This window comes from Haladaptatus pallidirubidus (genome assembly GCF_020700235.1).
GTDB classification, from domain to species: Archaea; Halobacteriota; Halobacteria; order Halobacteriales; family Haladaptataceae; genus Haladaptatus; species Haladaptatus pallidirubidus.
The window spans coordinates 1,188,727-1,212,134 of record NZ_CP085301.1 but is presented as its reverse complement, the minus strand read 5'-3'; the positions used below and the strand labels follow the sequence as shown (position 1 = coordinate 1,212,134).

Here is a 23,408-nt window from a genome sequence, read left to right as displayed (position 1 = left end):
GGCGCTCATGGCATGGCACGCGACAAACGGCACGCGGACGCATTACGAAGGTACGCTTTCGGGAGTGTTAGGTCTATCGCTGTGGTAAAATCAAGACAATTTCAGCGTCGAATGGATGGCGTCGGTGAGTTTTCGACCAGCCCCCGACTGTCAGCGAAAAGTGAAGACGGTGTCAGATCAGTGGAACGTTAGAACGGGGAGACGAGGGGAAGTTCAGAACGGGAGGAAATCGAGCAGACCGAGTTCGATGGTGTAAATCGCGAAGGCCGCGAGCCACGACTGAAAAATCAGCGTTCCAATCGCCGAGAGGACGATGAACTCCCAGTCGCGCATCTCCGCGAAACCGGCGGGAACGGTGAGCATCCCGCGGGTGAACAGGAGAGCGTTACTGACCGGAACGACGATGCGGCCCCAGCGGTCGAACCAGCCGTCGAATCGGTCGAGCGAATCCTCGCTGATTCGGAACCACGGCTTTTCGAGGAGATACTCTCGACCGCCGCGTTTCGCCAGCGAGAACAGCGCGTACTGGCCAATCGTCGCGCCAATGACGGCGACGAGAATGATGGCGGCGATAGCTTGAATGTCGTCGGGAGAGGCGAGAACCGTAACCGAGAACGGAACGAGGCTCTCGCTCGGCGCAAAGTACAGCAACATCGCACCTTCCAGAATGAGGATGAGGAAGAGCGCGATGAGTCCGTACTGGTCGAGCCACTGTTTTGCGAGTTCCTCGTCCCCGGTGAGAAAGAGGTAGATTCCGACGACGGCGGCAACCGCGACACCGGCCACGAGGAAGATGATTCCGTAATCCGAGAGAAACTGCCGGAGGGAGTTCGAACCGGAACCGAACGAGAGGAGCGCCAAACCGAACATCGAGAGCGCGAACAGACCGACGAGGGGAGTCGTCTCGACTGCGACGAGCGAGGCGAATTGCATCTGCTACGGCTATTGACGTGATGTACTAAATGCGTTATGACCTGCGCCCGGAGCGACGCGGTTTTGGCCGTTCCGCGGGTAGCACCGGTATGAACCCAATCGAACGCCCGCGTCGTCTCCGCCGGGACGGACTCCGGAAACTGGTTAGTGAAAATCAATTGACCGCAAGTGACCTCATTGCCCCCGTTTTCGTAGACGCAACCACGGACGAACGAGTCGGGATAGAAACGATGCCCGGCCACGAGCGCGTCCCCATCGAGGAGAGCGTCGCCCGAGTCGAGGAAGTGCTGGAAACCGGCGTCGAAGCCGTAATGCTGTTCGGGATTCCCGAATCGAAGGACGAACGCGGTAGTCGCGCGTGGGCCGAGGACGGCGTGGTGCAGGAAGCGACGCGCCGAATCGCGAGCGAGACGAACGCCACGGTCATCACAGACGTGTGCCTCTGTGAGTACACCGAACACGGACACTGCGGCGTGCTGGAAAACGAAGCCGCGGACGACCCGCGACTCACGGTCAAAAACGACGAAACGCTCGACCTGCTTCGAAAAATCGCCGTCTCGCATGCCGAGGCGGGGGCGGAAATGGTCGCCCCCAGCGGCATGATGGACGGGATGGTCGGCGCGATTCGGGAGGCGCTGGACGACGCGGATTACGCCGACGTGCCTATCATGAGCTACGCCGCGAAGTACGAAAGTGCATTTTACGGGCCGTTCCGCGACGCTGCTGACGGCGCGCCCGCGTTCGGAAACCGACGACACTATCAGATGGATCCGGCCAACTCGCGCGAAGCCATGCGCGAAGTCGAACTCGACGTGGAGCAGGGCGCGGACGTGCTGATGGTGAAACCCGCACTGCCGTACCTCGACATCGTCCGCGACATCCGCGAGGAGTTCGACCAACCCGTCGCCGCCTACAACGTTTCCGGCGAGTACGCCATGCTCCACGCCGCGAGCGAAAAAGGGTGGCTCGATTTGCAAGAAACGGCGCTTGAATCCCTCTTGTCGATTAAACGGGCGGGAGCGGACCTCATTCTCACCTACTTCGCGGAGGATATTGCCGACGAACTCGCTTGAGCGAGTTCGTCGGCCACCGTAGTCGAACGAAGACCACTGCAGCTAAACGAGATAACGATTCTATTTCGCCCAAATCGACGGGTACGCAATGGTTTGGGAATGAATCTCGTGCGCATCGAATCCAGAGTGTTGAGTACCATTATCTGACTACGCCCGATTTTGCGGTGGACAATCGTCCAGATACGAGTTCCCGGATGGTCGTTTTTCGACCACATTACAACCTTAAGGGGATAGTATCCGATAATAAACTGGCCGTTCGGCCATCGAACCGGCAATAAAAATGAATATCTCAACGATTATCCTTATAAGCATGAATCCTGTTTCGTCATACCGTGATGCAGGAAACAAACAAAGTAGAATATTCGATATTCGTGGACAGCTGTCCAGATGATATCGTTGCGATAGACACGAAGGGGGACGACGAATGAGCGAGTTGACCCTCCTCGCGCAAGGCGCGAGCGACCTCGAAGTGCTTGCGGAGGGCGTCAACTTGCTGTGGGTGTTGGTCGTAACGTTCCTCATCTTCTTCATGCACGCCGGGTTCGCCATGTTGGAGGCCGGACAAGTGCGTTCGAAGAACGTCGCCAACCAGTTGACGAAGAATTTGCTGACGTGGAGCGTCGGCGTTCTCGCCTTCTTTCTCGTCGGGGCGGCGCTTTCGAGCATCGTCGGTTATCTCACCGGTGCAACCGGTACGTGGTCGGTCGCCGGAGAGTTCGCGGCTATCCTCGAACCCAGCGGCGTGAACGACTGGGTCGATTGGTTGTTCGGCGCGGTGTTCGCAATGACCGCCGCAACTATTGTCAGCGGGGCCGTCGCGGGGCGCTGTAAACTCCGCACCTACGTGACGTACACCGTCCTGCTCGCGGCCGTCATCTACCCCGTCGTCGTCGGATTTACATGGGCCGGCGGTATCCTCGCGACGATTGGCTTCCACGATTTCGCGGGCGGAATGGTCGTTCACGGAATGGGCGGCATCGCCGGACTGACCGCCGCGTGGGTGGTCGGGCCGCGTCTCGGTCGCTTCGACGAGAACGGAACCGCGAACGTCATTCCCGGCCACTCCGTAACCTTTGCCGTTCTCGGTACGCTCATCCTCGCGTTCGGCTGGTACGGATTCAACGTCGGCACCGCGGCCACGGTGTTCGCAGCCGAGGGCGGGGCGCTCTCGTTGGACGCGTTCGCGACGGTCGGTCGAGTCGCCCTCGTTACGACCCTTGGGATGGCGACGGGCGCAATTGGTGCGAGCGTCGTTTCGCTGGTTCGCACCGGGAAAGTCGATACCCTCTATGTCGCTAACGGCCTGCTCGCCGGACTCGTCGGCGTCACGGGAATCGCCGACGACATCGTCTGGCCCGGTGCGCTCGCGGTCGGTCTGCTGGCAGGCGCACAACTCCCGTTCGTGTTCGAATTCGTGGAGAAACGCCTCAATATCGACGACGTGTGCGCCGTGTTTCCGGTTCACGGCTCCGCCGGAATTCTCGGAGGGCTGGCATACCCGTTCGTCGCGGTCGGAACGTGGCAGGGGGCAGGAATCGGTTCGGTGCTTTCGGGACTGGCAGTTCAGTCGGCGGGCATCCTGCTCATCGGTTTGTGGACCGTCGTCACGACCGGTTTGGTGTTCGGCGCCGCTCGCGCACTCGGACAAGCCCGTGTCTCGCCCGCCAACGAGCGCGAAGGACTCGACGTGGCGGAACACGGCGTCGAGACCTACCCCGAGTTCGGTGTCGGCGACACCGCGGAAATTCCCGCCGACCACCTACGCGCGGACGGTGGAACCTTGCCCAACGACGGGGGACTAAAACTCGTCACCGCAGTCGTGCGTCCGGACAGGCTGACCAACGTAAAGCGAGCATTGGCGGACATCGGCGCACCGAGTCTCACCGTGACGAACGTGAGCGGTCGTGGCAGTCAACCCGCAAAACTCGGTCAGTGGCGCGGCGAGGAGTACGTCGTTGATTTACATCAAAAGGTGAAAGTCGAGTGCGTCGTCGCGGACATCCCCGCGGACGACGTTATCGAGGCGATTCGCGACGCCGCAAACACCGGCGAACCCGGCGACGGGAAGATATTCGTTGTTCCCATCGAGGACGCCTGTCAGGTGAGAACTGGGAAACGAGGAACGGAGGCTGTCTGAGCGAATAGGGGCAAACAGAAACTCACGAATCTCTCCTCTTGCAACCTTTGCCCCACTACTCGGTATTTAGTGTTTTTTCGGCCCATTTGATTGCGTAATCGACGCCGTGGTGGCGGTACGCCTGCGTATCGAGTGCGGAGAACGGCGCCGGGGGTTCGATGTCGTGTTTGATAGCGCTACAGGCGAACTCGGTGGCGTCCGAGAAATCCGTTCGACCGGTGGCGACTTCTCGGGTGATTCCTCCCAATCGTGGTTCGATTCGTTCGCCAGCGTCCTGCCATGCCTCGAACAGACGGGGATACGATTCGCGCCACTCCGAAAATACTTCTCGCGTATGAAGACCCTTGTAGGCGTCACAGAGTGCGACAGCGAGTTGGTACGTGCTTCCGGAATCCAGCGGAACCACCTCGTCGAACTCTCCGTAACGGTCTCCGAAAAATTCGAGGAACTGTTCGGGCAAGTTGAGTCCGATTTCGACCAGCGCCTCCGCAAGTAGGAAGTCGATGAACTCCTCGGGCGACCCTTCTACTCGCGCTTTGACGAAGACGACGGGCGGTGACGTCTGGTGCGTCCACGCCACGCTTCCGTCGCCCGGCATTCCGACCACGAGGTCGGTTCCGGCGAATCGGCGCAGAAGTTCGGGGACGTCGTCGGGTAGCCACTCGTCGGATGCGGAGAACGGACGAATTTCGTCCGTCAGGAGCGCGAGGTCGTCCCGCGCCGGAACCGGGAGCGTCTCGAAATCCCGATTACAGTCGAGGACGAGCGCGTCGGATGCGTGTTCGTCTCGAACCGCCGCTACATCCTCGGGGAGCGTTCGTTGGCTGAACATCGCGCTCAAGCGACGAGCCAGAGATTGAGGATGACCGCGACCACGGCCAACGCCGTCAGTCCAACAGTGCCGATAACGATTTTCGTCGGAGTGCTCATACCCGACCGTTTCCACTCGAACGCTTAAAATCTGCCGAGTCCGGGTGGAACCCCTTCGTTTCCACTCCAAAATTACGAATCAACATAGCGTGAGCTTACGATAGCCAATATCACGAACTTACGCTCCCATGGTCAACCCGAGCAGTGACGGGCAACGCCATTCCCGAAGAGCAACAACAGATTGTAGATAAGCGTCCCTGAAATCCAACGACGAAAACCGCCCAACTCGCCGAAAACCTGGATTGAGAGCGATGAGAATGCCATAGCTCTGAAGGATATTGCCGAACGCGACGACAATATGAACTATCGAGGCCGCGATGAGCCTCCCGTCGGGGTTCGTATCGGTATCTTCGAACAGGTCATCGAAACAGAGCTGTTGTGAAGGCCATCGAGGAAAAAATCTTCAGAAATGGATTAGTTGTCTTCGGAACCGGCCCACGAATCGGGGACTTGGATGACGTATCGACCGTTCTCCTTGAGCGCGATGATGTACTCGTCGCGTTCATACAGTTCCATCAGGTTAAGTTCGTACTGTCCGGGTTCGACCACCTTGATGCTCTCGAACTGACTGTTGAGTTCCTCCCGCAGTTCGTCAAGGCTCGGCTGGTTGTCGTTTGGTGCCTCCACGACGGTTCCAGTCCCCTCATCAGTTTGTTTTTCCGGGAGTTCATCCTCGGGGACAATTTCCGATCGCGCGCTTGCCTGCGCGCGATCTTCTCCAGCAGAGTCGGCTGGAGAGTCGCCCTTCGAATCGGCGGGTGACTTTGCTTCGGCGGCCTCGGTGGTTCGCGGTGCAGATGAATCGCTCTGGGACCCATCCGTTGGCTTTCGCGTCCGATTTACATTGCGATTATCGGGCGATTTCTCATCACCGGTGGGTTTTGGCCGTCCTTCAGCTCTGCGTGCAGACGCTTGGCCGCTCTTCGGTTTCGCCTGCTGGCTCCGCGAAGCCTTTGTTTGCTCGTCGAGAGAGCCACCGGACTGAATGTCTTTCGCGGGGTCGTTTGAACCGACCCAGCCCCGAACGGTGGAGGCAGCGCGGCCGACTGCACCAGAGCTCGATGCGTTATCAGGGGCTTCGTTTTTCTTCTCCGCAGTCGCGCTGGCCGACCCGGAGGCCGTCGTTTCGTTTGGAGACGACCCTGACGGACGGAACTGAAACTTGTTGCCGCCGCAGTCCGGACACCCCGAAAGCATCTCCTTCGACCCATCGGCGAACGCGCGCCCACAGTTCGTACACTTGTGCGGCATTATTTACGGGAGATGAGGGCGCTGATGAGATTTTCGTCCTTGTGGAGCGTTTCGATTTGGTTTGCGGGGCCGATGACCGTGAGTTTCGAACTGCTGGACTCGCGTCCCATCAAACGACCCAAAAGCCCATTATCGGAAGTCTTCGAGCGCGGGTAGGTTTCGATTTCGATGCCACTAAACTCGTCGGGGCTGATTTCGGCCATCGTTACCTCGATGAGTTTACTCTCCTCGTCCGGCGACAGACCCTCCTCCAAGATGACGATATTCCCATCGTGGACGCCGTCTAATATCATCCGAATCTTTTCCATGCTGGTCTTCCCGGCCATTCGTTCACCACCGATGAGGTCGATTTGAACGCCGTCGTCAGATTTTTTCACTTCCGGCATGGGATCACCCAAAGTACTCCGCGATTTTCGTGTACACTTCGTCCATGTTCTCCCCTTCGAGTGCCGAGAGCGGAATCGTCTCGTGCTGTGGGTAGGCGTTTCGAATACGCTGGACGCTCGAATCTTCGAGGTCTGTTTTGTTGGCGAGGATCAGGACGGGGAGGTCTTGACTCTCGATGATGCCGATGAGCATCGTGTTGACCTGCGTGAACGGGTCGGTCGAACTGTCGAGGACGTAAATAACGCCGTCTACGTCCTCTCGAAGCCAGTGCATCGCTTCCGCGACACCTTCGGTGGCCTCACGAGAACGACGAACCGCGTCCTCTTTTTCCATGTCGTGGTCGAGGAACTCCTCGTAATCGACTTTCGTCGTGACACCCGGCGTGTCCACGATGTCTATGGTGACAGTTCTTCCGTCTCGCTCGATTTCGACGTTCTCTTTTCTCCGTGCGCGCCGTGTTTCGTGTGGAACGTGGCTTTCCGGACCGATTGCGTCGCCAGTCCAATCACGGGCAATTCGGTTGGCGAGCGTCGTTTTACCAGCGTTTGGCGGGCCGTAAATTCCGATTCGTTTCGGCTCTTCGGATGTGAAGAGCTTATCTGTAACTCGTCTAACACTTTGTTTGAGACCTGTAAACAATCCCATCCTTTTTCTCCCAGGCCCCGGCTGTCGGCACCCTCACTATATATATCTGCTATCGAGGGGTTACTCGTCGTTGAGCAACCGAGTGATTGTACCCGGACGCGGGGCTGTTGCGCGTACAACTTTACGCCATTCACTTAAACCTACGTCAGACAACTGTTGACACAAATTACCAGCTTGTTTGCAGAAGATGGGTGCTAGTTTGCAGGAGAAATAAGATGAAACGAGGACAGAGGGTACGGTTTTGAAGGTTGGAAATATGACGACATAACTGTCGGCTGTTCGAAGCCAAAGCTCCCCCTGTGAAGGTTCCACTCGAAATGGAGGGGTCGTCGTGGCTCGAGGGGGAGTTATCGTAGTCTACGGGCAAACTGTCGTAACGAATTGTCGTCGGGAATTGTCGACGTTTGTGGACGAATAGACGAACGATCGGATAAACGGGTGAACGGATGATTGAACGAGTGGACGTGATAGCTTTTGGCACGAGACTGCGGCTCTGTCGAACCGCGTCGAAGTTATGGTTGGACGGTAGAACGCAGTCGGGAGATGCAAGGGGTCACAATTCGACAAGTGCGTCGATTGCTGCCACAGCTCACGATTCGGGGGTATCGAACGACCCCCACCCCTTCGTTTCAGGTGGAACCGAAGGAGAAGGGGGATGAGGGATGACGGTACCAGGTAACTTACAGACCACAACTCCTTCTAGAAAACGGATTGCCCTAGTTTGTGGATATTGTTTAAATCGTGTTGCAATAAAGGTTCGTGTTCTAAATATTGTCGTACCCCCTACCGTCTCTTTCTCGCGTTCCACCTGAAACGAAGGGGTGGGGGGGACGGAATGTTCATTGCTATCGTCCAACATACTACGGTTTTCGACGACCCTTGAGGGAGTCTCTGTTACTCTGCGTCACATTGGACGTTTTTCGGCGTAACTTCGTGTTCCACCCGAAACGAGGGGGTTGACAAATGACGGGGTTCGAAACTGTCGTCGTTCGACTTCATCCGAAACGGAGGAGGTGTTAAACCGATTTTTCACGGAACGCGAAACGACCCGTCAGGCAGGGTACCGATGCAAACTATCATCTCGAATATGGTATTGTTGTTCAAAATTTTCTTTGCCGTTACCGAGTCGTCGATTTCATTGTCGATCTTCGAAAATCCACTTCTTCACTGATTTATTACATAAATTCTGGTGGGAGTCGTCTTTCGAGCAAATTCGAACTCGACTTGAAACGGTGCTGTTTCGGACGAATACCGCTGAAAACCCGTATTTCACCCGTCACGACACCAATAAGAAAGATTTTAATACTGTGCTGCACCTCTTGTTCATCTGCATCAACTGGACGCGCTGTCGTTTCTGTGGGAAACGAAACCGGGTGTTCTTCCCGGTGTTTTCCCGTCTCTCTCCGCAGGGCGCGATAACTCCAGTGGAAACGAAGGGGTCCGTAGCCGACATATGTCAGACGAGAACACCAACCCATCGGACGAACGAACCGGCCACGGGAGTCGTGGCTTCGAGGGCGTCGATTTGGACGAGGTTGTGTTGGACGACACAGCCGAGGGCAACCAAGGGTTGTTCGACGACCTTCTCAGCGGCGAACCGATTTTTGAGAACAAAGAAGTTCTTCGACCCTCGTACACGCCGCACGAACTCCCGCACAGAAAAGAACAAATCAACCGAATGGCGACCATCCTCGTCGCCGCACTCCGAGGCGAGACGCCGTCGAATATTCTCATTTACGGGAAGACGGGTACCGGCAAGACCGCGAGCGCAAAATTCGTCAGCCAGGAACTCGAACGTACCTCGCTAAAGTATGAGGTTCCGTGTGAGGTCGAATACATCAACTGCGAAGTGACCGATACGCAGTATCGCGTACTCGCGCAACTCGCCAACAAGTTCATCGAAAACAATCAAATCGAGATAGAGGAACGAATCTCGGAGCTCCAAGATATTCGTGACGGCGTCGCCGCTGAATCTGATCAACTCAAAAACACGGAATTTTCCTCGCTCGATGCAATCGAAGACCGAATTGAGGAACTGGAAGACGACGCAGACGAGATGGAGGCCGTCCCGATGACCGGGTGGCCGACCGACCGCGTGTACAACACGTTTTTCGAAGCCGTCGATTATCAGGAGCGGGTCGTCGTCATCATGCTGGACGAAATCGACAAACTGGTCGAAAAATCCGGCGACGACACACTCTACAATCTCTCGCGAATGAACTCCGAACTCGAAAATTCGCGGGTGTCAATCATGGGCATCAGCAACGACCTGAAGTTCACTGACTTCCTCGACCCCCGCGTCAAATCCAGTCTCGGAGAGGAAGAAATCGTCTTCCCGCCGTATGACGCGAACCAACTTCGCGATATCCTTCAGCATCGGGCGGACGTCGCGTTCAAAGAAGACGCTCTCTCGGACGACGTGATTCCGCTGTGTGCTGCGTTCGCCGCGCAGGAACACGGGGATGCTCGCCGCGCACTCGACCTACTTCGAACTGCAGGCGAACTCGCCGAACGTGACCAGAAAGAGCGCATCGAGGAAGGTCACGTTCGCAAAGCGCAGGACAAGATCGAACTCGACCGCGTGGTGGAGGTCGTTCGAACGCTTCCGACGCAGTCGAAACTCGTCCTCTTTTCGACCATCTCGCTCGAAAAGAACGGCGTCCACAACATCAACACGGGCGAGGTGTACAACGTCTACAAACATCTCTGCGAGGAAATCGATGCCGACATCCTCACCCAGCGCCGCGTCACCGACCTCATCAGCGAACTCGACATGCTCGGCATCGTCAACGCCGTCGTCGTCTCGAAGGGTCGCTACGGCCGCACGAAAGAAATCAGTATCTCCGTTCCAATCGACGAAACCGAGGCCGTCCTCCAGTCGGACTCGCGGCTCAGCGACATCGACGACATTCAACCGTTCATGCAACAGGCGCGATTTGACAGCTAACTCTTCCCACGGCTAACCCTACGATTCAGCAACCTATTTTATGACTTACCGCGCTTCACTCCGGCGGTTTCCACCCGAAACGGTACCCTTTCCACTCCAGTCGAAACGGTATTCTTCGAAGGGGTAAAAGAATTACTTAGACGATTTGCTCGCCGTCGTCGTCGTATACCTTGATGGCATCGACGGGGCAGACGCGGGCCGCCATCTCGGCGTCGAACTCCTCGCCTTCCGGCACTTCGCGCACGAAGATTCCGTCTTCGGCTTCCTCGCTTTCCAGCAGGTCGGCTTTGCCTTCCTCGCGGTTCTCCACGAACTCGTCCCACTCGGCGGTGCACTGATACATTCCCGTGCAGGTGTTTCGGTCGTATTCGATTTTCATACGTAACACTCCGATATGTGCCTTCAAATGAGTGACGGAGATGATGCAGTGGGCGACTTAAAACGACGAAGCGCTATGAGATGTAGGTTCGAAGTGCCTCGATAGTCGGGTCGAGCATCGTTGGAAGCGAACACGGCTCATCCGCGTTCGGTTCCCACTCGTCCGTCGTGAGATAGTCACCGACTTCATGAACGACGGCGGCATCGACGCGGCGGTAGGCGGCAACCGCGAGTAGAGCTGATTCGGCCATGCCGAGGGAGAGAATACCTTTGCTTGCGTAATGGTCGATTTCGGGAATCGTCTCGCGGTACATCGCCCCCATCGACCACGTCGGCCCGCGGTGGGTTCCGATTCCACTCTCCGTGAGCGCGGAATCGAGACGATCCGTCAGCTTCGGGGTCGTTTCCACCTTCTCTCCCTCCGGAAGGTAATGATGCGAAACTCCTTCGTCGCGGATGGCGCGCGTCGGAAGAATGGCCTCGTCCAACCCAATATCTTTCTGCAAACTGGCACAGCCACAGAGGAGACAGACGACCTCCGCACCCGCCGCGATGACGTTTTCCGCGATGATCGCGGTGACTGTCGGCCCGATACCGAAATCACCGACGAATCCCACGCTTTCGTCGAGCAGTTGCAACTCCTGATTCCGAACGTAGTTTACGCTGTCCGTTGCGCGTTCGTTCACCGCTTCGAACAGTTCGTCCTCGAATCCGAGGATAACGACTGGTGGCATTTCCGGCACCTTTCCACCGTGAGCCTCTACCGCGTCTTCAGGTGAAAAGAGCGCAGGCAAATCGTATTTGTCGCCAAATTTTGGAATAGGCATACTCACACCTTACAGCACGATGAAAAGTATCTTCTCCCACGAATCGACCAGATGCCATCTTCTCCCGCGTCCACCCGACAGTTTAAACGGGAAGACGCGCCAATCGGAGGTAATGACCGGATTCACACCGCGCACGCAGGGTGAGCGTGCGTGAACGTCGCCGATTTGACGGGGTTACCCGACGGCGTCCCAGAACACTTCCAATCACAGGGTATCGAGGAACTGTACCCGCCACAAGCGGAAGCAGTCGAGGCTGGAATCACCGACGGCGAGAGTATCGTCGCCAGCATTCCGACCGCGAGCGGGAAGACGTTCATCGCAGAGTTGGCGATGCTTTCGAGTGTCGCCCGCGGGGGGAAAGCGCTCTACATCGTCCCGCTTCGCGCCCTCGCCAGCGAGAAAAAAGAGGAGTTCGAGGAGTTCGAACAGTACGGGATCTCGGTCGGGGTCTCCACCGGAAATTACGACAGCGACGGCGATTGGCTGGCGACGAAGGACATCATCGTCGCCACGAGCGAAAAGGTTGACTCGCTCGTGCGAAACGGCGCAAAATGGGTTGATGACCTATCTTGCGTCGTCGCCGACGAAGTCCACCTCGTCAATGACGCACATCGCGGTCCGACGCTGGAAGTCACGCTCGCGAAACTTCGGCGCGTGAATCCGAATCTCCAGACCGTCGCGCTCTCCGCGACGGTCGGGAACGCCGACGAGATGGCCGAATGGCTCGACGCCACTCTCGTCGATTCCTCGTGGCGGCCAATCGACCTTCGGAAGGGCGTTCTCTACGGCCAAGCCCTCCATTTTGACGACGGCACGCAACAGGAACTTCAGCGCGGAAAACAAAAGGAAACGGCCGCGCTGGTCGAGGACACGCTCGGTGACGAGGGGTCGTCGCTCGTGTTCGTCAACTCGCGCCGAAACGCGGAGGCCGCTGCGAAGCGACTCGCGGACGTGACGAAAGGCTATCTCACCGACGAAGAACGGCGCAAGCTCCGCGACGTCGGCGATGAAATTCGGGACGTGAGCGACACCGAAACGAGCGAGGATCTCGCGAACGCGGTGGAAAAGGGCTCGGCGTTCCACCACGCCGGACTCGCGAGCGAACATCGCTCAATCGTGGAGGACGTGTTCCGCGACCGGCTCGTGAAAGTCATCAGCGCGACGCCGACGCTCGCCGCGGGGGTGAACACCCCGAGCAGACGCGTCATCGTCCGCGACTGGCGGCGGTACGACGGCGACATCGGCGGGATGCAACCCCTCGACGTGTTAGAAATACACCAAATGTTCGGGCGGGCGGGACGGCCGGGTCTCGATCCCTACGGCGAGGCGGTGCTCATCGCCAAAAGCCACGAGGAACTGCAAGAGTTGTTCGACCAGTACGTCTGGGCGGATCCAGAAGCGGTTCACTCGAAACTTGCTGCGGAACCCGCGCTGCGAACGCACATCCTCGCCACCGTCGCCTCGGGATTCGCGGGAACGGAGGAAGAACTGCTCGATTTCCTCGAACGGACGCTGTACGCGACCCAAACCGACGAAACCGGTCGTCTCGAAACGGTCACCCAACGAGTGTTGGACTATCTCGAACGAAACGGATTCCTCGAGCGCGACGACCGATTGCGGGCCACCGGATTGGGCCACCGCGTCTCGCAACTCTATCTCGACCCGATGAGCGCCGCCGAAATCATCGACGGCCTGCGGGCCGCGGAAGACGACCCGACTGCGTTGGGTTTGTACCACCTCGTCTCGCGCACGCCGGACATGTATCAACTCTACCTTCGGTCGGGTGACCGTGAACGCTACACCGAAATCGCCTACGAACGGGAACCGGAGTTCCTCGGGCCGATGCCTTCGGAGTTCGAAGACCACGCCTTCGAGGATTGGCTGTCGGCGCTGAAAACCGCTCGACTCCTCGAAGATTGGGCGAGCGAACTGGACGAAGACCGAATTACGGAGCGCTACGCAATCGGCCCCGGCGACATTCGCGGCAAAGTCGATACGGCGGAGTGGTTGCTGAACGCGGCGGAACGACTCGCCAGCGAACTCCAGCGGAGCGACGAGGAAAGTCTTCCACCAGCAACAACGACAGCAGTCCGCGAGGCGCGAAAACGTGTCGAGTACGGCGTCGAGGAGGAACTGCTCGACCTCGCAGGTGTGCGAAATGTCGGGCGAAAACGTGCCCGTCGGTTGTACGCTGCCGGAATCGAATCCCGGGCAGACCTCCGTGAAGCGGACAAATCGGTGGTTCTCGGTGCACTCCGCGGCAGACGAAAAACGACAGAAACCATCCTCGAAAACGTCGGTCGGAAAGACCCCTCGCTGGACGGCGTCGAAGCTGATGCGGAAGCAAAAGCCAGCGCGACCAAAACCGCGAACGAAGCGGCCGAAAACGGCGGCCAGCAGAGTCTCGGTGATTTCGAATGAAGTTGGTCGAAGGCGAAATCACCATCGACGACCTCGACGAATTTCTCTCCCGCGTCGGAGCCATCGACGATGAATCTAACTGCGCGATACAGGCGTTCGACGCGCGCTTCGTCGCCGGACGCGACCATCTCGAATCGGCGGTCGAACACGCGAACCGCGCGTTCGACCGGGGAGAGAATGTCGCCCGCGATCCGGCAGTCGAGATTCTGCTGTACGCCGCGGGCCGCCGCCAAATCAATCAGGCGCTCGAAATGGGCGTTTCAGAGGGTGAACAGGAAGTGATTGTGGTAGTCGATGGTGAGGAAAACGGAAACGAAAGGGCGGCCGTGGAGGCCGTTTCCAAACTGTTAGAATCCGCCGATACGCTCGGAAACCCGAACCACGAGACGCTTTTCGATTTCTTCGATATTTCCGAGCGAGAACTGGATGCTACCAGCACGAATCTTTCCGACCTCGTTTGCGAGCGCGTTGCCCTGCTCGAAGTCGAAAAATAGATTGATTCTCACGGCTCGTCGGTGGCCGGTACGAATTTCCGATACCTCGACGTACTTCCGACACCATGCCTGAAGACGACCACGATACAGGAGACGTGCAGGACAGTGCACGCGAACGACAGCGTGAACGCGCGGAGAGCGTCGAGGATATGCTGGGCGAGGCTGGTCGGATACTCGGCGAACACAAATATCCGACGACGAGCGAGGAGTTGGCGACTGAGTACGGTGACCAGCAACTCGATTTACCGAACGAAACGGAATCGCTGGGGAGCGTGTTCGACCGTCTCGTGGACGAACGGTTCGAATCCGCCGAAGAAGCGCGGGAAGCGGTGTACAACGAAGTCACCGGTGAGGCCGGTGGAATGGAGGAGTACAACGATGAACGGGCATTGGGAGAAATCGATTCTACGGAGTCGGACGAGAAATCGAATACGAACTAACAGTAATCTCCAGTTGAAACGAAGGGGTTCCCATCGATAGTCTCCGAGGTATCATCGCAAAAACACAGAAACGAAGGCATAGTCCCACACGGATTCGAACCGCGGTCGAAGCCCCCAGAAGGCTTCAGGATTGGCCACTACCCCATGGGACTTGGCTTGCTGCAGAATACCGTACTGGCCGCTTGCTTGTAAGCGTTGCGCGTTTGGATTACGTATGTTACTAAAACTCACCCCGTAACCATGCACAAACCACTACCTATATCCTCTGCCGTTGCGCATCCTTGTGTATGTACATCGGACGCTTCATCGTGATTGGCCCGGACGTGGGCGCATACCGAGTTTCTTCGCGGTCGTTCCCGAACCGGAAAGCAGTTGCACGCGACGACGCCGTAACCATCGCGCCGACGGAGGACGCGCCGGAAACGGACAACCCCTACATCTCCTATAACTGCGCGCGGATCGTCGGCGACGCCGCGGTCATCGGAAACGGGTCGCAGGTGGATCCTATCGCGGAAAAAATCGAACTCGGCTATCCCGTGCGGGACGCGCTCGCCGAAACTCTGCTGGCGTTGGATTACGAGAAGGACGACTACGACACGCCGCGAATCGCGGGCACGATTGGCGAGGAGTCGTACATCGGTATCGTCCGTCGGGATGCCCTATTGATTGAGCAAGTGACGGAACCCGCGCTCGTCGCAACCTACGAGAAGAACACGCCAGAACCGTTCGCGTTCAGAGTGGAAAGCGCAGAGGAGGCGGCGATCGCGGCCTACGAACTCGATTTCGAACATCCGGTTTGTTCAGTTGGAGTGGCGCGAAACGGAAGAGACGCGAGCGACGTAGAAGGTGACGCAAGCGATTCGGATGCTAGCGATACGTTCTCCTTCGCAATCAAGAACGGGAATTAAGTCTTCGGCGAACGTATCGTTCCACATGAAAGTCGGTGTAATTTCGGACGTGCACGCGAACCGAGTCGCGCTCGACGCTGTGTTGGACGACATGCCAGCGGTCGATGCACTGCTCTGTGCGGGCGACGTGGTCGGCTACAATCCGTGGCCCGCCGAGTGCGTCGATATTCTTCGTGACCGGGTGGCGGCCAGCGTGATGGGCAACCACGACCGCGCCGTCGTTTCGGGAGCGGTGTTCAGTTTCAACAGCATGGCCAGCGCGGGCGTCGAGTACGCCCGCGACGAACTAAACGACCTCCAGCGCGAGTGGTTGGCGAACCGCCCGACCAGCACGATCGCGTGCGACGGCCGGGTACGAATCGTCCACGGCCATCCGGACGACCCCGACTACTACACCTATCCGGACGAATTTTCGTCGGAACTATTGGGCGACGAGGACGTGCTCGTCATGGGCCACACCCACGTTCAGCACCACGACGTGTACGACGAGGGCATCGTGATGAATCCGGGGAGCGTCGGCCAACCCCGAGATGGTGATTCTCGGGCGGCCTACGCGATTCTCGATGGTGATGAGCTGACCGTCGAGGAACATCGCGTGAATTACAACATCGAATCCGTACAGGAGGCGGTTCGAAAGGCCGGATTGCCCGAGCGAATCGGTTCGAGATTAGTGGAAGGACGGTAGCAACGCAGTCGCTGGCGCTTTTTAGCAACTGACATCTGTCTCGTACTCGTTTCTGCGTCGGTCGTTTCTGTGTTGCTAGTTACTGCTGACTCCTATCATACCGCACCCACCACCGCACCGGCCCACATCCTCCCCAACCGACTCCCTCAGCTCCTTTCAGTCGTTTCGGTCGTCCCTCGCACGCTATCGGCCCGAACCTCCGGGCGGTTTGCCCTCCGGTTCGGGCCAGCGCGCGCCATATGGAAAGGCGAGTATCGCGCGAATTGTCGCAAACATCCTCGCGCGCGACGTGGTTCGCGTCAGCGAACCGCCCGCGCGATGGTCTCGCGAACGACTATCGGGAGCGAGAACTCGGACGAGGTTCGATCGTCCGAAGTGCGGGAGGGGGTTGAGGGGCGAGGTGCGGGATTGGGAGTCGGCAACAGCTAGTATGACCGAAAAGGAATTACTCGCGTTCTCCCTCACTGCTCATGAAAAATCCACTCTCGAAACGAACGTCAATCCGAAAAAACGATCCAATTCTACAACCCGAAAAACGCGCTCTTACGCGATTTTGTCGTACTGCTCCGCCAACTTGTCGGCCGCCTCGCCGAGCTGTTCGCGCTCGAATTCGGTGAGGTCCCATTCGACGACTTCTTCGATGCCGTTCTTGCCGAGTTTCACGGGAACGCCGAGCGCCACGTCGTCGTGGCCGTACTCGCCGTCGAGTTTGACCGAACCGGGGAGAACTTCGCCCGTGTCGCGCAGGACTGCTTCGACCATGTGGCCGACGCCCGTCGCCGGACCCCACTGTGTCGCACCCTTCTTCTCGATGACGTTCATCGCGCTTTCTTTGAGTTCGCCGAGGATTTCTTGCTTTTCGTCGTCGGAAAACTCGGGGTCCGCACCGTTGACACGGACTTTGGAGAACGCGGGAACCTGCGCGTCGCCGTGCTCGCCGAGGATGGTCGCTTCGACGTTTTGCACCGGTGCGTCGAATCGCTGGCTCAGAACGTAGCGGAATCGGGCACTGTCGAGGCGGCCGCCGAAGCCGATAACTTTCTCCCGTGCACGGTCGCCGACCTCGTAGAGGTGGCGGTTGAGCAGATCAACCGGGTTCGACGTCGTGATGGTCACGAAGTCGTCGTTGTGCTCTGCGAGCGAGGAGCCGATGTCCTCCATGATGGGCGCGTTGTCGCCCGCGAGGTCGATACGGGTCTGCCCCGGCTGTCGCGGGATACCTGCCGTGATGACAACGACGTCGGATCCGGCGGTGTCCTCGTAGGTGCCCTGTCGAACGACGGTGTTCGAATCGTAGGCGGCCCCGTGGTTCACGTCCGCGGCCTGCCCAATCGTTTTGTCTTCCATGTCCGGGATGTCCACGAAAACGAGCTCGTCCGCGATGCCACGTAGCGCGATGTTGTAGCCTGCAGCGGCCCCGACCGTGCCTGCCGCGCCGACTACGCTTACTTTCGCCATATCACGTAGAAGACGCCCTGCGATTTGGTTAAATCCTCCGGAAAAACGACGGCGGGGAGCGGCAATTTCCGCCGAAACAATGCAATCGAAACCCAGTTTGCCGGTATACTCCACTCGAAACGAAGGGGTTCAGGTCGAAACGCCGACCGTGAGAAGCGTTCCGAATTCGCGGTAGCGTTCGACCATGGCATCCTGAGTGTCCCAACTATCGGTCGGAAACGCCGCCGAATCGGGGATTTCCGTCTCCCTGTCCGGAATATTGTCCTGCTCCGCGACGTAGAGACCAGCATCGCGGAACGCTTCGCGATACTCGTTCCCGCTCCAGCGTGTCATCTCGACCGAGATGGAGTCCTGCCACTCGTGGGAATGAATGTTCTCCTCATAGTAGTTCACCGCGCAGAAGAGCGTTCCACCGGGACGAAGGATGCGCCGAACTTCCCGAAGCGTCTCGTGCGGGTCGTTCGCGTAGTAGAACGCCTCCATCGTAAACACGTGGTCGATGCTGCCGTCCTCGAACGGTAGGTGGTCGAAGTCCCCGACGAGGTACGAAACGGCAGAATCGTCGGTATAACCCCGCGCGTTGTGGGCCATTTCCGGCGACCCGTCGAGTCCGTAGACGCGCCCTGCGTTTTTGGTGTCGCGGAGCGCACGCCCGGCATACCCGCTTCCGCATCCCAAATCGAGGACGGTGTCGCCCGCCTCCACCGGCATTCTGGCGAGCACGTACTTCGCCGTGTGCCAGTGGCGCTCTTCCATTCCTTTATCCCGGCCGTCTTCCGCCCATTCGTTGAACTCCTCGCGCACGCTCATGGCGGGTGAGATGAACGCCGGAGACAAAACGAGTTCGAAACCCGTTCCGGAGTTCGAACTTCGGGTTCTGAATTCCAAATTCGCCGTGACGGGCTTCGGAATCGCAGGACGGAATCGGAAATCGCGGGGACTTTACATTCTCTCGGTTCCTCACTGCGGTTATGGTCGGTTCAAAAAAGCGATTCGCCCTCGCCGACACGGCTCAGCAGGTCGTCGGCGGCTTTCTCCTCGCCGGGCCGTTCGTCGTCACCGAAGAAGTGTGGCGATTGGCGGAAAATATGTCGGTCTTTCACGGCGTCGTCACCGTCTGCATCGTCTTCGCTATCGGATACGGCGCATTGTACAAAGCGGACCACGATCGAAATCCCGACCGGGAAGCGGACGTTGCCGGTATCCCTACGCGATTCATCTCGTTGATGATCGTTGCTTTCGGGTCGGTTGCCATCTTGGCTGTCGTCTTCGCCGCGCCGGAGACGTTCTACCAAGACGGTCTCCTCGACGGCTTCGGCTCCCGAGAAGTATTGACGAACACGCTGAAAGCTATCAGCGTCGGCGCAATCTTCAGTGTCGTCGGGGCGGCCACCGCCGACAGCGTCTTCTGACCGGGATTCCCGTATATTTTAAGTCGATGCCACTGGATACCGGACGATATGGATTACCAACTCGCTATCGAGAACACACCGGACACCGTCCCGGGCGGTACCGGAATCCTTCTCCTGCACCCGAGTACGGGTGAAACCGACCGAATCGACACCGATTTTTTGAAAACTGATACTGACCGCTTTCTCGTTATTTCAACCCGTACAACCGCCCGCGAGGTGAAACAGAAACTCGACCATTATGACGTGGACGAGAGCAAAGCCGACATTCTCGACACGCTGTCCATCGAACGCGGCTACTCCCGACGAAGTACGAGCGACGTTCATTACGTCTCCGCGCCCGACGACCTCGAAGGCATTCTCTCCGTGACCGAGAAATTCCTCGCGGAAACAGACGGGAAGCGACGAATCAGCTTCGATTCCATCACCGAGATGGCGTACTACGCCGACGAGCAGCGCGTTTACGAGGCGATTTCACAAATTCTCGAACTCCTTTCCGCACACGACGCAGTCGGCCTGTTTCACCTCTCAAAAGGCGTCCACGACGAGGTTCAAATCGAGCGATTCCTGGGCTTGTTTGAGGCCGTCGTCGATTTAGACCGGGACGGGAACGTCGATACCGATTTCCCGGAAACGGAATAGCAGCAGACGTTTGTCCGCCCGAACCCTGCCGTCCGGACTGGCGAGTATTTTTTCCTCCTCGTTCAGCCAGCCCTTTTCCGCCGGAACCGATTTCCTCCCGACGGTGGGCGAAACGTGAGCGTCTCCGAACTACGACCAGTATCCGGCGAAAATAGCGACTGACCGCCGTTGAGAGCTGTTGGAGCGGTTTGATTCATATTTCCGAATGCGATTTTCAGACCGAAAAGCTGTATAGAAGCCAATACTTTTGCCCGTAGACCTCGTACTACCGGTGATGGGGGGAACGAGCGACAACCGAGTTGCTGTCGCGGTTGCAGACCCGGCCCACGCCCCGCAGTTGACCCGAACTGCGGTTGACATCGCCCGCGAGCGGGACGGTGACGTCATCGTCCTAAGCGTCCTCGTGACGGAACGCGAATCCCCGTTCTCGTTGTTCACCGACGACGTAATTATCCGCGAGTTCGGCGGCGAACAGCAGGAAATCCTCGACCAAGTGGTCGAAACGGCGCAGGGAACGGTTCCCGTCCGCGGACAACTGCTCGTCTCCTACGATATCGTTCGCGCACTCACGGATGCCGTCGTCAAGTTCGACTGCGATACGCTTGTCATCGGGTGGCACGAGCGCGAACGACCGACAGAAATCGTTCTGGGAAGCAACGCCGATAGAATCGTCGCCCGCGCTCCGTGCGACGTTCTCGTGGAAAAAATCGGCCCGGCGGACGGCGTCGAGTCGATTCTCGTTCCCATTGCCGAAGGTCCGCACGCGAAACTCGCGGCGGACGTCGCCCGTGCAATCGCGCTGGAGAACGACGCCCACGTACACCTGCTTCGAGTGGTCAGCGACGGGAAGATCGAAGCGGAAGGACTGCTTCCGGAGATAGCGGACCGAATCGAACCCGTACAGGTCTGGACGGAGGTTCGAACCGGAAACGCCATCAAAGCCGTCGTGGACGAAGCGTCGAAACACGATATAACCGTCCTCGGTTCGACTCGACGCGGAATGCTTCGCCGACAACTCGTCGGAACCGTTCCACAGGCGGTCGGTCGGCAGTCGGAGACGACCGTCATCATCGCTCGTCGAGCAGTCGGTATTCGCCCTCGACTGAACCGACTGATTCGAGAAACGCTGTGACGACCGGAACGATAGCCGTCGTTTTGGTGGCGATGCTCGCCAGTTTCTTTATGGCGTGGGCGCTCGGCGCATCGAGCAATTCGCCGCCGTTCGCCCCCGCAGTCGGCGCGAACGCGATTCCGACGATGCGAGCGGCGTTTTTCATCGGTGTGTTCGCGGCGCTCGGCGCAATCGCACAGGGAGGAAGCATCTCGGAAACCGTTGGTACTGGGCTGATTGACGACGTTTCGATTTCACCGCTCGGGGCCGCCGCGGGATTGTTTACCGCTGCGCTGTTCATCGCACTCGGTGTTTCGACCGGCTACCCGGTTCCGGCGGCGTTCGCAACCACCGGCGCGATGGTCGGTGTCGGATTGGCTCTCGGCGGCAATCCGGCGTGGGACACCTATCAGCGAATCGGAACCTTCTGGGTGTCCGTCCCGTTCGTTTCGGCGACCATCGCGTACACTACCGCGTCGCTCCTACGAAACGACTCTATTCCTGAAACGGTCAGTGTCCCGTTTCTCGGCGGTTTCGTCGGATTCGTGCTGGCGAACGTCGACATCGCAATCTTTCCCGGGTCAACCGGCCAACGAACCCTCGCCCGATTCGTTTCGGTACAAGTCGGAATGACGCCGACGCTGTTTGGAACCATCGACGTAACGATGATTTTGACGAGCTTTATTAGCGGCGTCGTGGTTTTCGTCGTTCTCCGCCGTTCGATGGAACGCTCCGTTGACGCCGGAATCCGGCAGTTTCTCGTCGGACTCGGTGGAGTCGTCGCCTTTTCCAGCGGCGGCAGTCAGGTCGGGTTGGCCACCGGCCCGCTCGAACCACTCTTTACGACCTTCGACGTGCCGAATATCGTCCTCCTCGTCCTCGGTGGCGTCGGTATCTTGCTCGGCGCGTGGATGGGCTCGCCACGGCTGCTTCAAGCGGTTTCCCGTGAATATTCGAAACTCGGTGTTCGGCGTTCGATTGCCGCGTTGGTGCCCGGATTCCTCATCGCACAGGCGGCCATCGCACTGGGTATCCCTATCTCGTTCAACAATATCATCATCTCCAGCGTTATCGGAAGCGGCCTCGTCGTCGGGTCCGGGGGCGTTTCCGGTCGGAAAATAGCGTTCACGCTCAGCGCGTGGATCGTTTCACTTTTCGGTGCCGGACTTCTCGGCTACGGCATCTACACCGCGCTCACGACGCTCACCGGAATCAAATAGCGCCAACACGATGTACTACGTTGCTGATTAGATGCGCGGTGGCTAAATCGCGACGATACCCAGCGCACCGAGAAGCCCCGAAAGCAGGTCACCGTAACCGAACGCGACGAGTAACCCGGCGAACATCGGGACGATGAACGGGATGCCAGGCGACACCCACACTTCGTCTTCGGCGACCAGCACTTCCAACCCTTCGCGCAGTTGCGTCGGCGTCGTTCCGTACGCGCCGTGGTCGATCTCCGCTAAAAACCGGGCCGCACCCCATGGGTCTTCGTAGCTCGAGTCGTTCGACTCTCGTGATTTTTCCACGACTTTTCCGCCGTCCGTTACGGTTTTGCTGCCGATACTTTTGGCACCGACTGCGCCGTCCGTCGGTGGATTCGGTTCCGCGGGCAACGTTGTCGGATCGCGCAACTCGCTCGCTCGCTTCCGGAGGGCTGCCAGCGAAACGCCTCGCCAGCGGAGATACATCCGAATCGCGTCCAAATCCGCACCGTTTCGACTGGTTCCGTCCGGTGTTTCGAGCAATCGGCCGTGGGAGTCCGGAATTTCGTTCCACGGGACGACCCGCCCGACGAACATCACCGAATCGAATCGGCCCGCAATCAGATTTCGCACAAACAGTGCGAGCGGATACAGCGCCGCGAGCAGTACCGCGTTCGTCAGAATAGTCAGCGAAAAGACGCCGAGGACTGTTCCCTGAACGGGAAACACCGTCCCCCCGAAGTGGTAGAACGGATACGTTGGAAGCAGTGCGGCGATGACGAGGAACGCCTTTGCGTCCGCGCCGCCGAACGCTCGAAACCACCAGAATGCGAGCACTAACGGTGCGACGAATCCGAGGCTCACGGCGATGTAGAAAAAGTACCATTCGCTGACGGCGACCTGTAGACCCATCCATTCGCGAGAGAAAGGCGGTCCGCTCCACGCTACCCAACTCTCGGTGAGTAAGAGTACGACCGCGAGCGCGGCCAGCGGGTACCACGTCGCGTTCGACACTCGGCGCGTCTGTACGTCGCGCCATGCGGCCCACGCGAAGACGGGCAGTACGAGCAGTCGTAGGAGATCAGGTATCGGAATATGCACCACGCGGAATCGCTCAGGGAGGGATG

General features: G+C 58.5%; 24 protein-coding genes and 1 tRNA gene. 13 read left to right on the top strand and 12 right to left on the bottom strand.

Going from position 1 to position 23,408, the window contains the following annotated elements:
• Window positions 1-213 precede the first annotated feature (213 nt).
• Window positions 214-861, bottom strand: a complete 648-nt coding sequence (locus LIX15_RS06785) for a DedA family protein (protein WP_227776982.1) — start codon at window positions 859-861, stop codon at window positions 214-216.
• Between the two features lie 161 nt (window positions 862-1,022).
• On the opposite strand from LIX15_RS06785, the gene hemB reads away from it, so the two are divergent.
• Window positions 1,023-2,006 carry a porphobilinogen synthase gene (gene hemB / locus LIX15_RS06780; RefSeq protein ID WP_227776732.1) on the top strand — a complete coding sequence of 328 codons (984 nt, stop codon included), beginning with the start codon at window positions 1,023-1,025 and terminating at the stop codon, window positions 2,004-2,006.
• 424 nt (window positions 2,007-2,430) lie between these two features.
• The gene (locus tag LIX15_RS06775; RefSeq protein ID WP_227776731.1) at window positions 2,431-4,143 is read left to right on the top strand and encodes an ammonium transporter; all 1,713 of its coding nucleotides are present in this window, start codon (window positions 2,431-2,433) and stop codon (window positions 4,141-4,143) included.
• A 55-nt stretch (window positions 4,144-4,198) separates the two neighbouring features.
• On the opposite strand, the gene LIX15_RS06770 is transcribed toward LIX15_RS06775, so the two are convergent.
• The 5 genes from LIX15_RS06770 to LIX15_RS06755 all read right to left on the bottom strand — a co-directional run bounded on the left by LIX15_RS06770 (window position 4,199) and on the right by LIX15_RS06755 (window position 7,356).
• Window positions 4,199-4,975, bottom strand: a complete 777-nt coding sequence (locus LIX15_RS06770; protein WP_227776730.1) for a DUF7089 family protein — start codon at window positions 4,973-4,975, stop codon at window positions 4,199-4,201.
• Between the two features lie 5 nt (window positions 4,976-4,980).
• On the bottom strand, window positions 4,981-5,073 hold the full coding sequence (locus LIX15_RS33610) for a hypothetical protein (RefSeq protein WP_425556728.1): 93 nt from the start codon (window positions 5,071-5,073) through the stop codon (window positions 4,981-4,983).
• Window positions 5,074-5,487: 414 nt separating this feature from the next.
• On the bottom strand, window positions 5,488-6,324 hold the full coding sequence (locus LIX15_RS06765; RefSeq protein ID WP_227776729.1) for an OapC/ArvC family zinc-ribbon domain-containing protein: 837 nt from the start codon (window positions 6,322-6,324) through the stop codon (window positions 5,488-5,490).
• The gene (locus LIX15_RS06760; RefSeq protein ID WP_227776728.1) at window positions 6,324-6,710 is read right to left on the bottom strand and encodes a DUF2073 domain-containing protein; all 387 of its coding nucleotides are present in this window, start codon (window positions 6,708-6,710) and stop codon (window positions 6,324-6,326) included. Before LIX15_RS06760 ends, LIX15_RS06765 begins: the two co-directional genes overlap by 1 nt.
• 4 nt (window positions 6,711-6,714) lie before the next feature.
• Window positions 6,715-7,356, bottom strand: a complete 642-nt coding sequence (locus LIX15_RS06755) for an Era-like GTP-binding protein (RefSeq protein WP_227776727.1) — start codon at window positions 7,354-7,356, stop codon at window positions 6,715-6,717.
• Window positions 7,357-8,809: 1,453 nt separating this feature from the next.
• On the opposite strand from LIX15_RS06755, the gene LIX15_RS06750 reads away from it, so the two are divergent.
• Window positions 8,810-10,303: a Cdc6/Cdc18 family protein gene (locus LIX15_RS06750; protein ID WP_227776726.1), complete on the top strand. Its 1,494-nt coding sequence runs from the start codon at window positions 8,810-8,812 to the stop codon at window positions 10,301-10,303.
• A 136-nt stretch (window positions 10,304-10,439) separates the two neighbouring features.
• On the opposite strand, the gene LIX15_RS06745 is transcribed toward LIX15_RS06750, so the two are convergent.
• Both LIX15_RS06745 and LIX15_RS06740 read right to left on the bottom strand, forming a co-directional pair.
• Window positions 10,440-10,682, bottom strand: coding sequence for a ferredoxin (locus LIX15_RS06745; protein ID WP_227776725.1), 243 nt, complete (start codon window positions 10,680-10,682; stop codon window positions 10,440-10,442).
• A gap of 73 nt (window positions 10,683-10,755) precedes the next feature.
• A complete protein-coding gene (locus LIX15_RS06740) occupies window positions 10,756-11,508 on the bottom strand; it encodes a nucleoside phosphorylase (RefSeq protein ID WP_227776724.1) in 753 nt (250 codons plus the stop codon).
• A 150-nt stretch (window positions 11,509-11,658) separates the two neighbouring features.
• Here LIX15_RS06740 and LIX15_RS06735 point away from each other — a divergent pair, with 150 nt between their 5' ends.
• From LIX15_RS06735 to LIX15_RS06725, 3 genes are all read left to right on the top strand, one after another.
• On the top strand, window positions 11,659-13,929 hold the full coding sequence (locus LIX15_RS06735) for an ATP-dependent DNA helicase (RefSeq protein WP_227776723.1): 2,271 nt from the start codon (window positions 11,659-11,661) through the stop codon (window positions 13,927-13,929).
• Window positions 13,926-14,423: a KEOPS complex subunit Cgi121 gene (cgi121, locus tag LIX15_RS06730; RefSeq protein WP_227776722.1), complete on the top strand. Its 498-nt coding sequence runs from the start codon at window positions 13,926-13,928 to the stop codon at window positions 14,421-14,423. The genes LIX15_RS06735 and cgi121 overlap by 4 nt, the downstream gene beginning before the upstream one ends.
• Before the next feature lie 65 nt (window positions 14,424-14,488).
• Window positions 14,489-14,863, top strand: coding sequence for a DUF5789 family protein (locus LIX15_RS06725; RefSeq protein WP_227776721.1), 375 nt, complete (start codon window positions 14,489-14,491; stop codon window positions 14,861-14,863).
• 79 nt (window positions 14,864-14,942) lie between these two features.
• Here LIX15_RS06725 and LIX15_RS06720 read toward each other — a convergent pair.
• A tRNA-Gln gene (locus LIX15_RS06720) sits at window positions 14,943-15,015 on the bottom strand.
• 135 nt (window positions 15,016-15,150) lie between these two features.
• Here LIX15_RS06720 and LIX15_RS06715 point away from each other — a divergent pair.
• From LIX15_RS06715 to LIX15_RS06705, 3 genes are all read left to right on the top strand, one after another.
• Window positions 15,151-15,771 (top strand): IMP cyclohydrolase, encoded by a 621-nt coding sequence (locus LIX15_RS06715; protein WP_227776720.1) that lies wholly within the window; start codon window positions 15,151-15,153, stop codon window positions 15,769-15,771.
• Window positions 15,772-15,796: 25 nt separating this feature from the next.
• Window positions 15,797-16,456 carry a metallophosphoesterase family protein gene (locus LIX15_RS06710; RefSeq protein ID WP_227776719.1) on the top strand — a complete coding sequence of 220 codons (660 nt, stop codon included), beginning with the start codon at window positions 15,797-15,799 and terminating at the stop codon, window positions 16,454-16,456.
• 69 nt (window positions 16,457-16,525) lie between these two features.
• On the top strand, window positions 16,526-16,885 hold the full coding sequence (locus tag LIX15_RS06705) for a hypothetical protein (protein ID WP_227776718.1): 360 nt from the start codon (window positions 16,526-16,528) through the stop codon (window positions 16,883-16,885).
• Between the two features lie 114 nt (window positions 16,886-16,999).
• Here the strand turns inward: LIX15_RS06705 and mdh are convergent, their stop codons facing one another.
• Together mdh and LIX15_RS06695 are read right to left on the bottom strand one after the other, a co-directional pair.
• On the bottom strand, window positions 17,000-17,914 hold the full coding sequence (mdh, locus tag LIX15_RS06700; protein ID WP_227776717.1) for a malate dehydrogenase: 915 nt from the start codon (window positions 17,912-17,914) through the stop codon (window positions 17,000-17,002).
• A 129-nt stretch (window positions 17,915-18,043) separates the two neighbouring features.
• Window positions 18,044-18,724, bottom strand: a complete 681-nt coding sequence (locus tag LIX15_RS06695) for a class I SAM-dependent methyltransferase (RefSeq protein ID WP_227776716.1) — start codon at window positions 18,722-18,724, stop codon at window positions 18,044-18,046.
• Between the two features lie 161 nt (window positions 18,725-18,885).
• Between LIX15_RS06695 and LIX15_RS06690 the strand changes: the two genes are divergently transcribed.
• From LIX15_RS06690 to LIX15_RS06675, 4 genes are all read left to right on the top strand, one after another.
• Entirely contained in the window at window positions 18,886-19,326 is a 441-nt protein-coding gene (locus tag LIX15_RS06690) for a DUF2391 family protein (protein WP_227776715.1), read from the top strand.
• Window positions 19,327-19,374: 48 nt separating this feature from the next.
• The gene (locus LIX15_RS06685; RefSeq protein ID WP_227776714.1) at window positions 19,375-19,965 is read left to right on the top strand and encodes a DUF7090 family protein; all 591 of its coding nucleotides are present in this window, start codon (window positions 19,375-19,377) and stop codon (window positions 19,963-19,965) included.
• Between the two features lie 274 nt (window positions 19,966-20,239).
• Window positions 20,240-21,097, top strand: a complete 858-nt coding sequence (locus LIX15_RS06680) for a universal stress protein (RefSeq protein WP_227776713.1) — start codon at window positions 20,240-20,242, stop codon at window positions 21,095-21,097.
• 32 nt (window positions 21,098-21,129) lie between these two features.
• Window positions 21,130-22,296, top strand: a complete 1,167-nt coding sequence (locus LIX15_RS06675; protein WP_227776981.1) for an inorganic phosphate transporter — start codon at window positions 21,130-21,132, stop codon at window positions 22,294-22,296.
• 42 nt (window positions 22,297-22,338) lie between these two features.
• On the opposite strand, the gene LIX15_RS06670 is transcribed toward LIX15_RS06675, so the two are convergent.
• Complete coding sequence (locus tag LIX15_RS06670) at window positions 22,339-23,382, bottom strand: A24 family peptidase C-terminal domain-containing protein (RefSeq protein WP_227776712.1); 1,044 nt, start codon at window positions 23,380-23,382, stop codon at window positions 22,339-22,341.
• Window positions 23,383-23,408 lie beyond the last annotated feature (26 nt).

What these genes read in the sequence shown, in the direction of transcription:
- LIX15_RS06680 (WP_227776713.1), top strand. Translation starts at nt 20,240, where the DNA reads ATGGGGGGAACGAGCGACAACCGAGTTGCTGTCGCGGTTGCAGACCCG.
- cgi121 (WP_227776722.1), top strand. Translation starts at nt 13,926, where the DNA reads ATGAAGTTGGTCGAAGGCGAAATCACCATCGACGACCTCGACGAATTT.
- LIX15_RS06745 (WP_227776725.1), bottom strand. Translation starts at nt 10,682, where the DNA reads ATGAAAATCGAATACGACCGAAACACCTGCACGGGAATGTATCAGTGC.
- LIX15_RS06675 (WP_227776981.1), top strand. Translation starts at nt 21,130, where the DNA reads ATGCTCGCCAGTTTCTTTATGGCGTGGGCGCTCGGCGCATCGAGCAAT.
- LIX15_RS06755 (WP_227776727.1), bottom strand. Translation starts at nt 7,356, where the DNA reads ATGGGATTGTTTACAGGTCTCAAACAAAGTGTTAGACGAGTTACAGAT.
- LIX15_RS06725 (WP_227776721.1), top strand. Translation starts at nt 14,489, where the DNA reads ATGCCTGAAGACGACCACGATACAGGAGACGTGCAGGACAGTGCACGC.
- LIX15_RS06770 (WP_227776730.1), bottom strand. Translation starts at nt 4,975, where the DNA reads ATGTTCAGCCAACGAACGCTCCCCGAGGATGTAGCGGCGGTTCGAGAC.
- LIX15_RS06715 (WP_227776720.1), top strand. Translation starts at nt 15,151, where the DNA reads ATGTACATCGGACGCTTCATCGTGATTGGCCCGGACGTGGGCGCATAC.
- mdh (WP_227776717.1), bottom strand. Translation starts at nt 17,914, where the DNA reads ATGGCGAAAGTAAGCGTAGTCGGCGCGGCAGGCACGGTCGGGGCCGCT.
- LIX15_RS06760 (WP_227776728.1), bottom strand. Translation starts at nt 6,710, where the DNA reads ATGCCGGAAGTGAAAAAATCTGACGACGGCGTTCAAATCGACCTCATC.
- LIX15_RS06690 (WP_227776715.1), top strand. Translation starts at nt 18,886, where the DNA reads ATGGTCGGTTCAAAAAAGCGATTCGCCCTCGCCGACACGGCTCAGCAG.
- LIX15_RS06685 (WP_227776714.1), top strand. Translation starts at nt 19,375, where the DNA reads ATGGATTACCAACTCGCTATCGAGAACACACCGGACACCGTCCCGGGC.
- LIX15_RS06710 (WP_227776719.1), top strand. Translation starts at nt 15,797, where the DNA reads ATGAAAGTCGGTGTAATTTCGGACGTGCACGCGAACCGAGTCGCGCTC.
- hemB (WP_227776732.1), top strand. Translation starts at nt 1,023, where the DNA reads ATGAACCCAATCGAACGCCCGCGTCGTCTCCGCCGGGACGGACTCCGG.
- LIX15_RS06695 (WP_227776716.1), bottom strand. Translation starts at nt 18,724, where the DNA reads ATGAGCGTGCGCGAGGAGTTCAACGAATGGGCGGAAGACGGCCGGGAT.
- LIX15_RS06765 (WP_227776729.1), bottom strand. Translation starts at nt 6,324, where the DNA reads ATGCCGCACAAGTGTACGAACTGTGGGCGCGCGTTCGCCGATGGGTCG.
- LIX15_RS33610 (WP_425556728.1), bottom strand. Translation starts at nt 5,073, where the DNA reads ATGAGCACTCCGACGAAAATCGTTATCGGCACTGTTGGACTGACGGCG.
- LIX15_RS06750 (WP_227776726.1), top strand. Translation starts at nt 8,810, where the DNA reads ATGTCAGACGAGAACACCAACCCATCGGACGAACGAACCGGCCACGGG.
- LIX15_RS06775 (WP_227776731.1), top strand. Translation starts at nt 2,431, where the DNA reads ATGAGCGAGTTGACCCTCCTCGCGCAAGGCGCGAGCGACCTCGAAGTG.
- LIX15_RS06740 (WP_227776724.1), bottom strand. Translation starts at nt 11,508, where the DNA reads ATGCCTATTCCAAAATTTGGCGACAAATACGATTTGCCTGCGCTCTTT.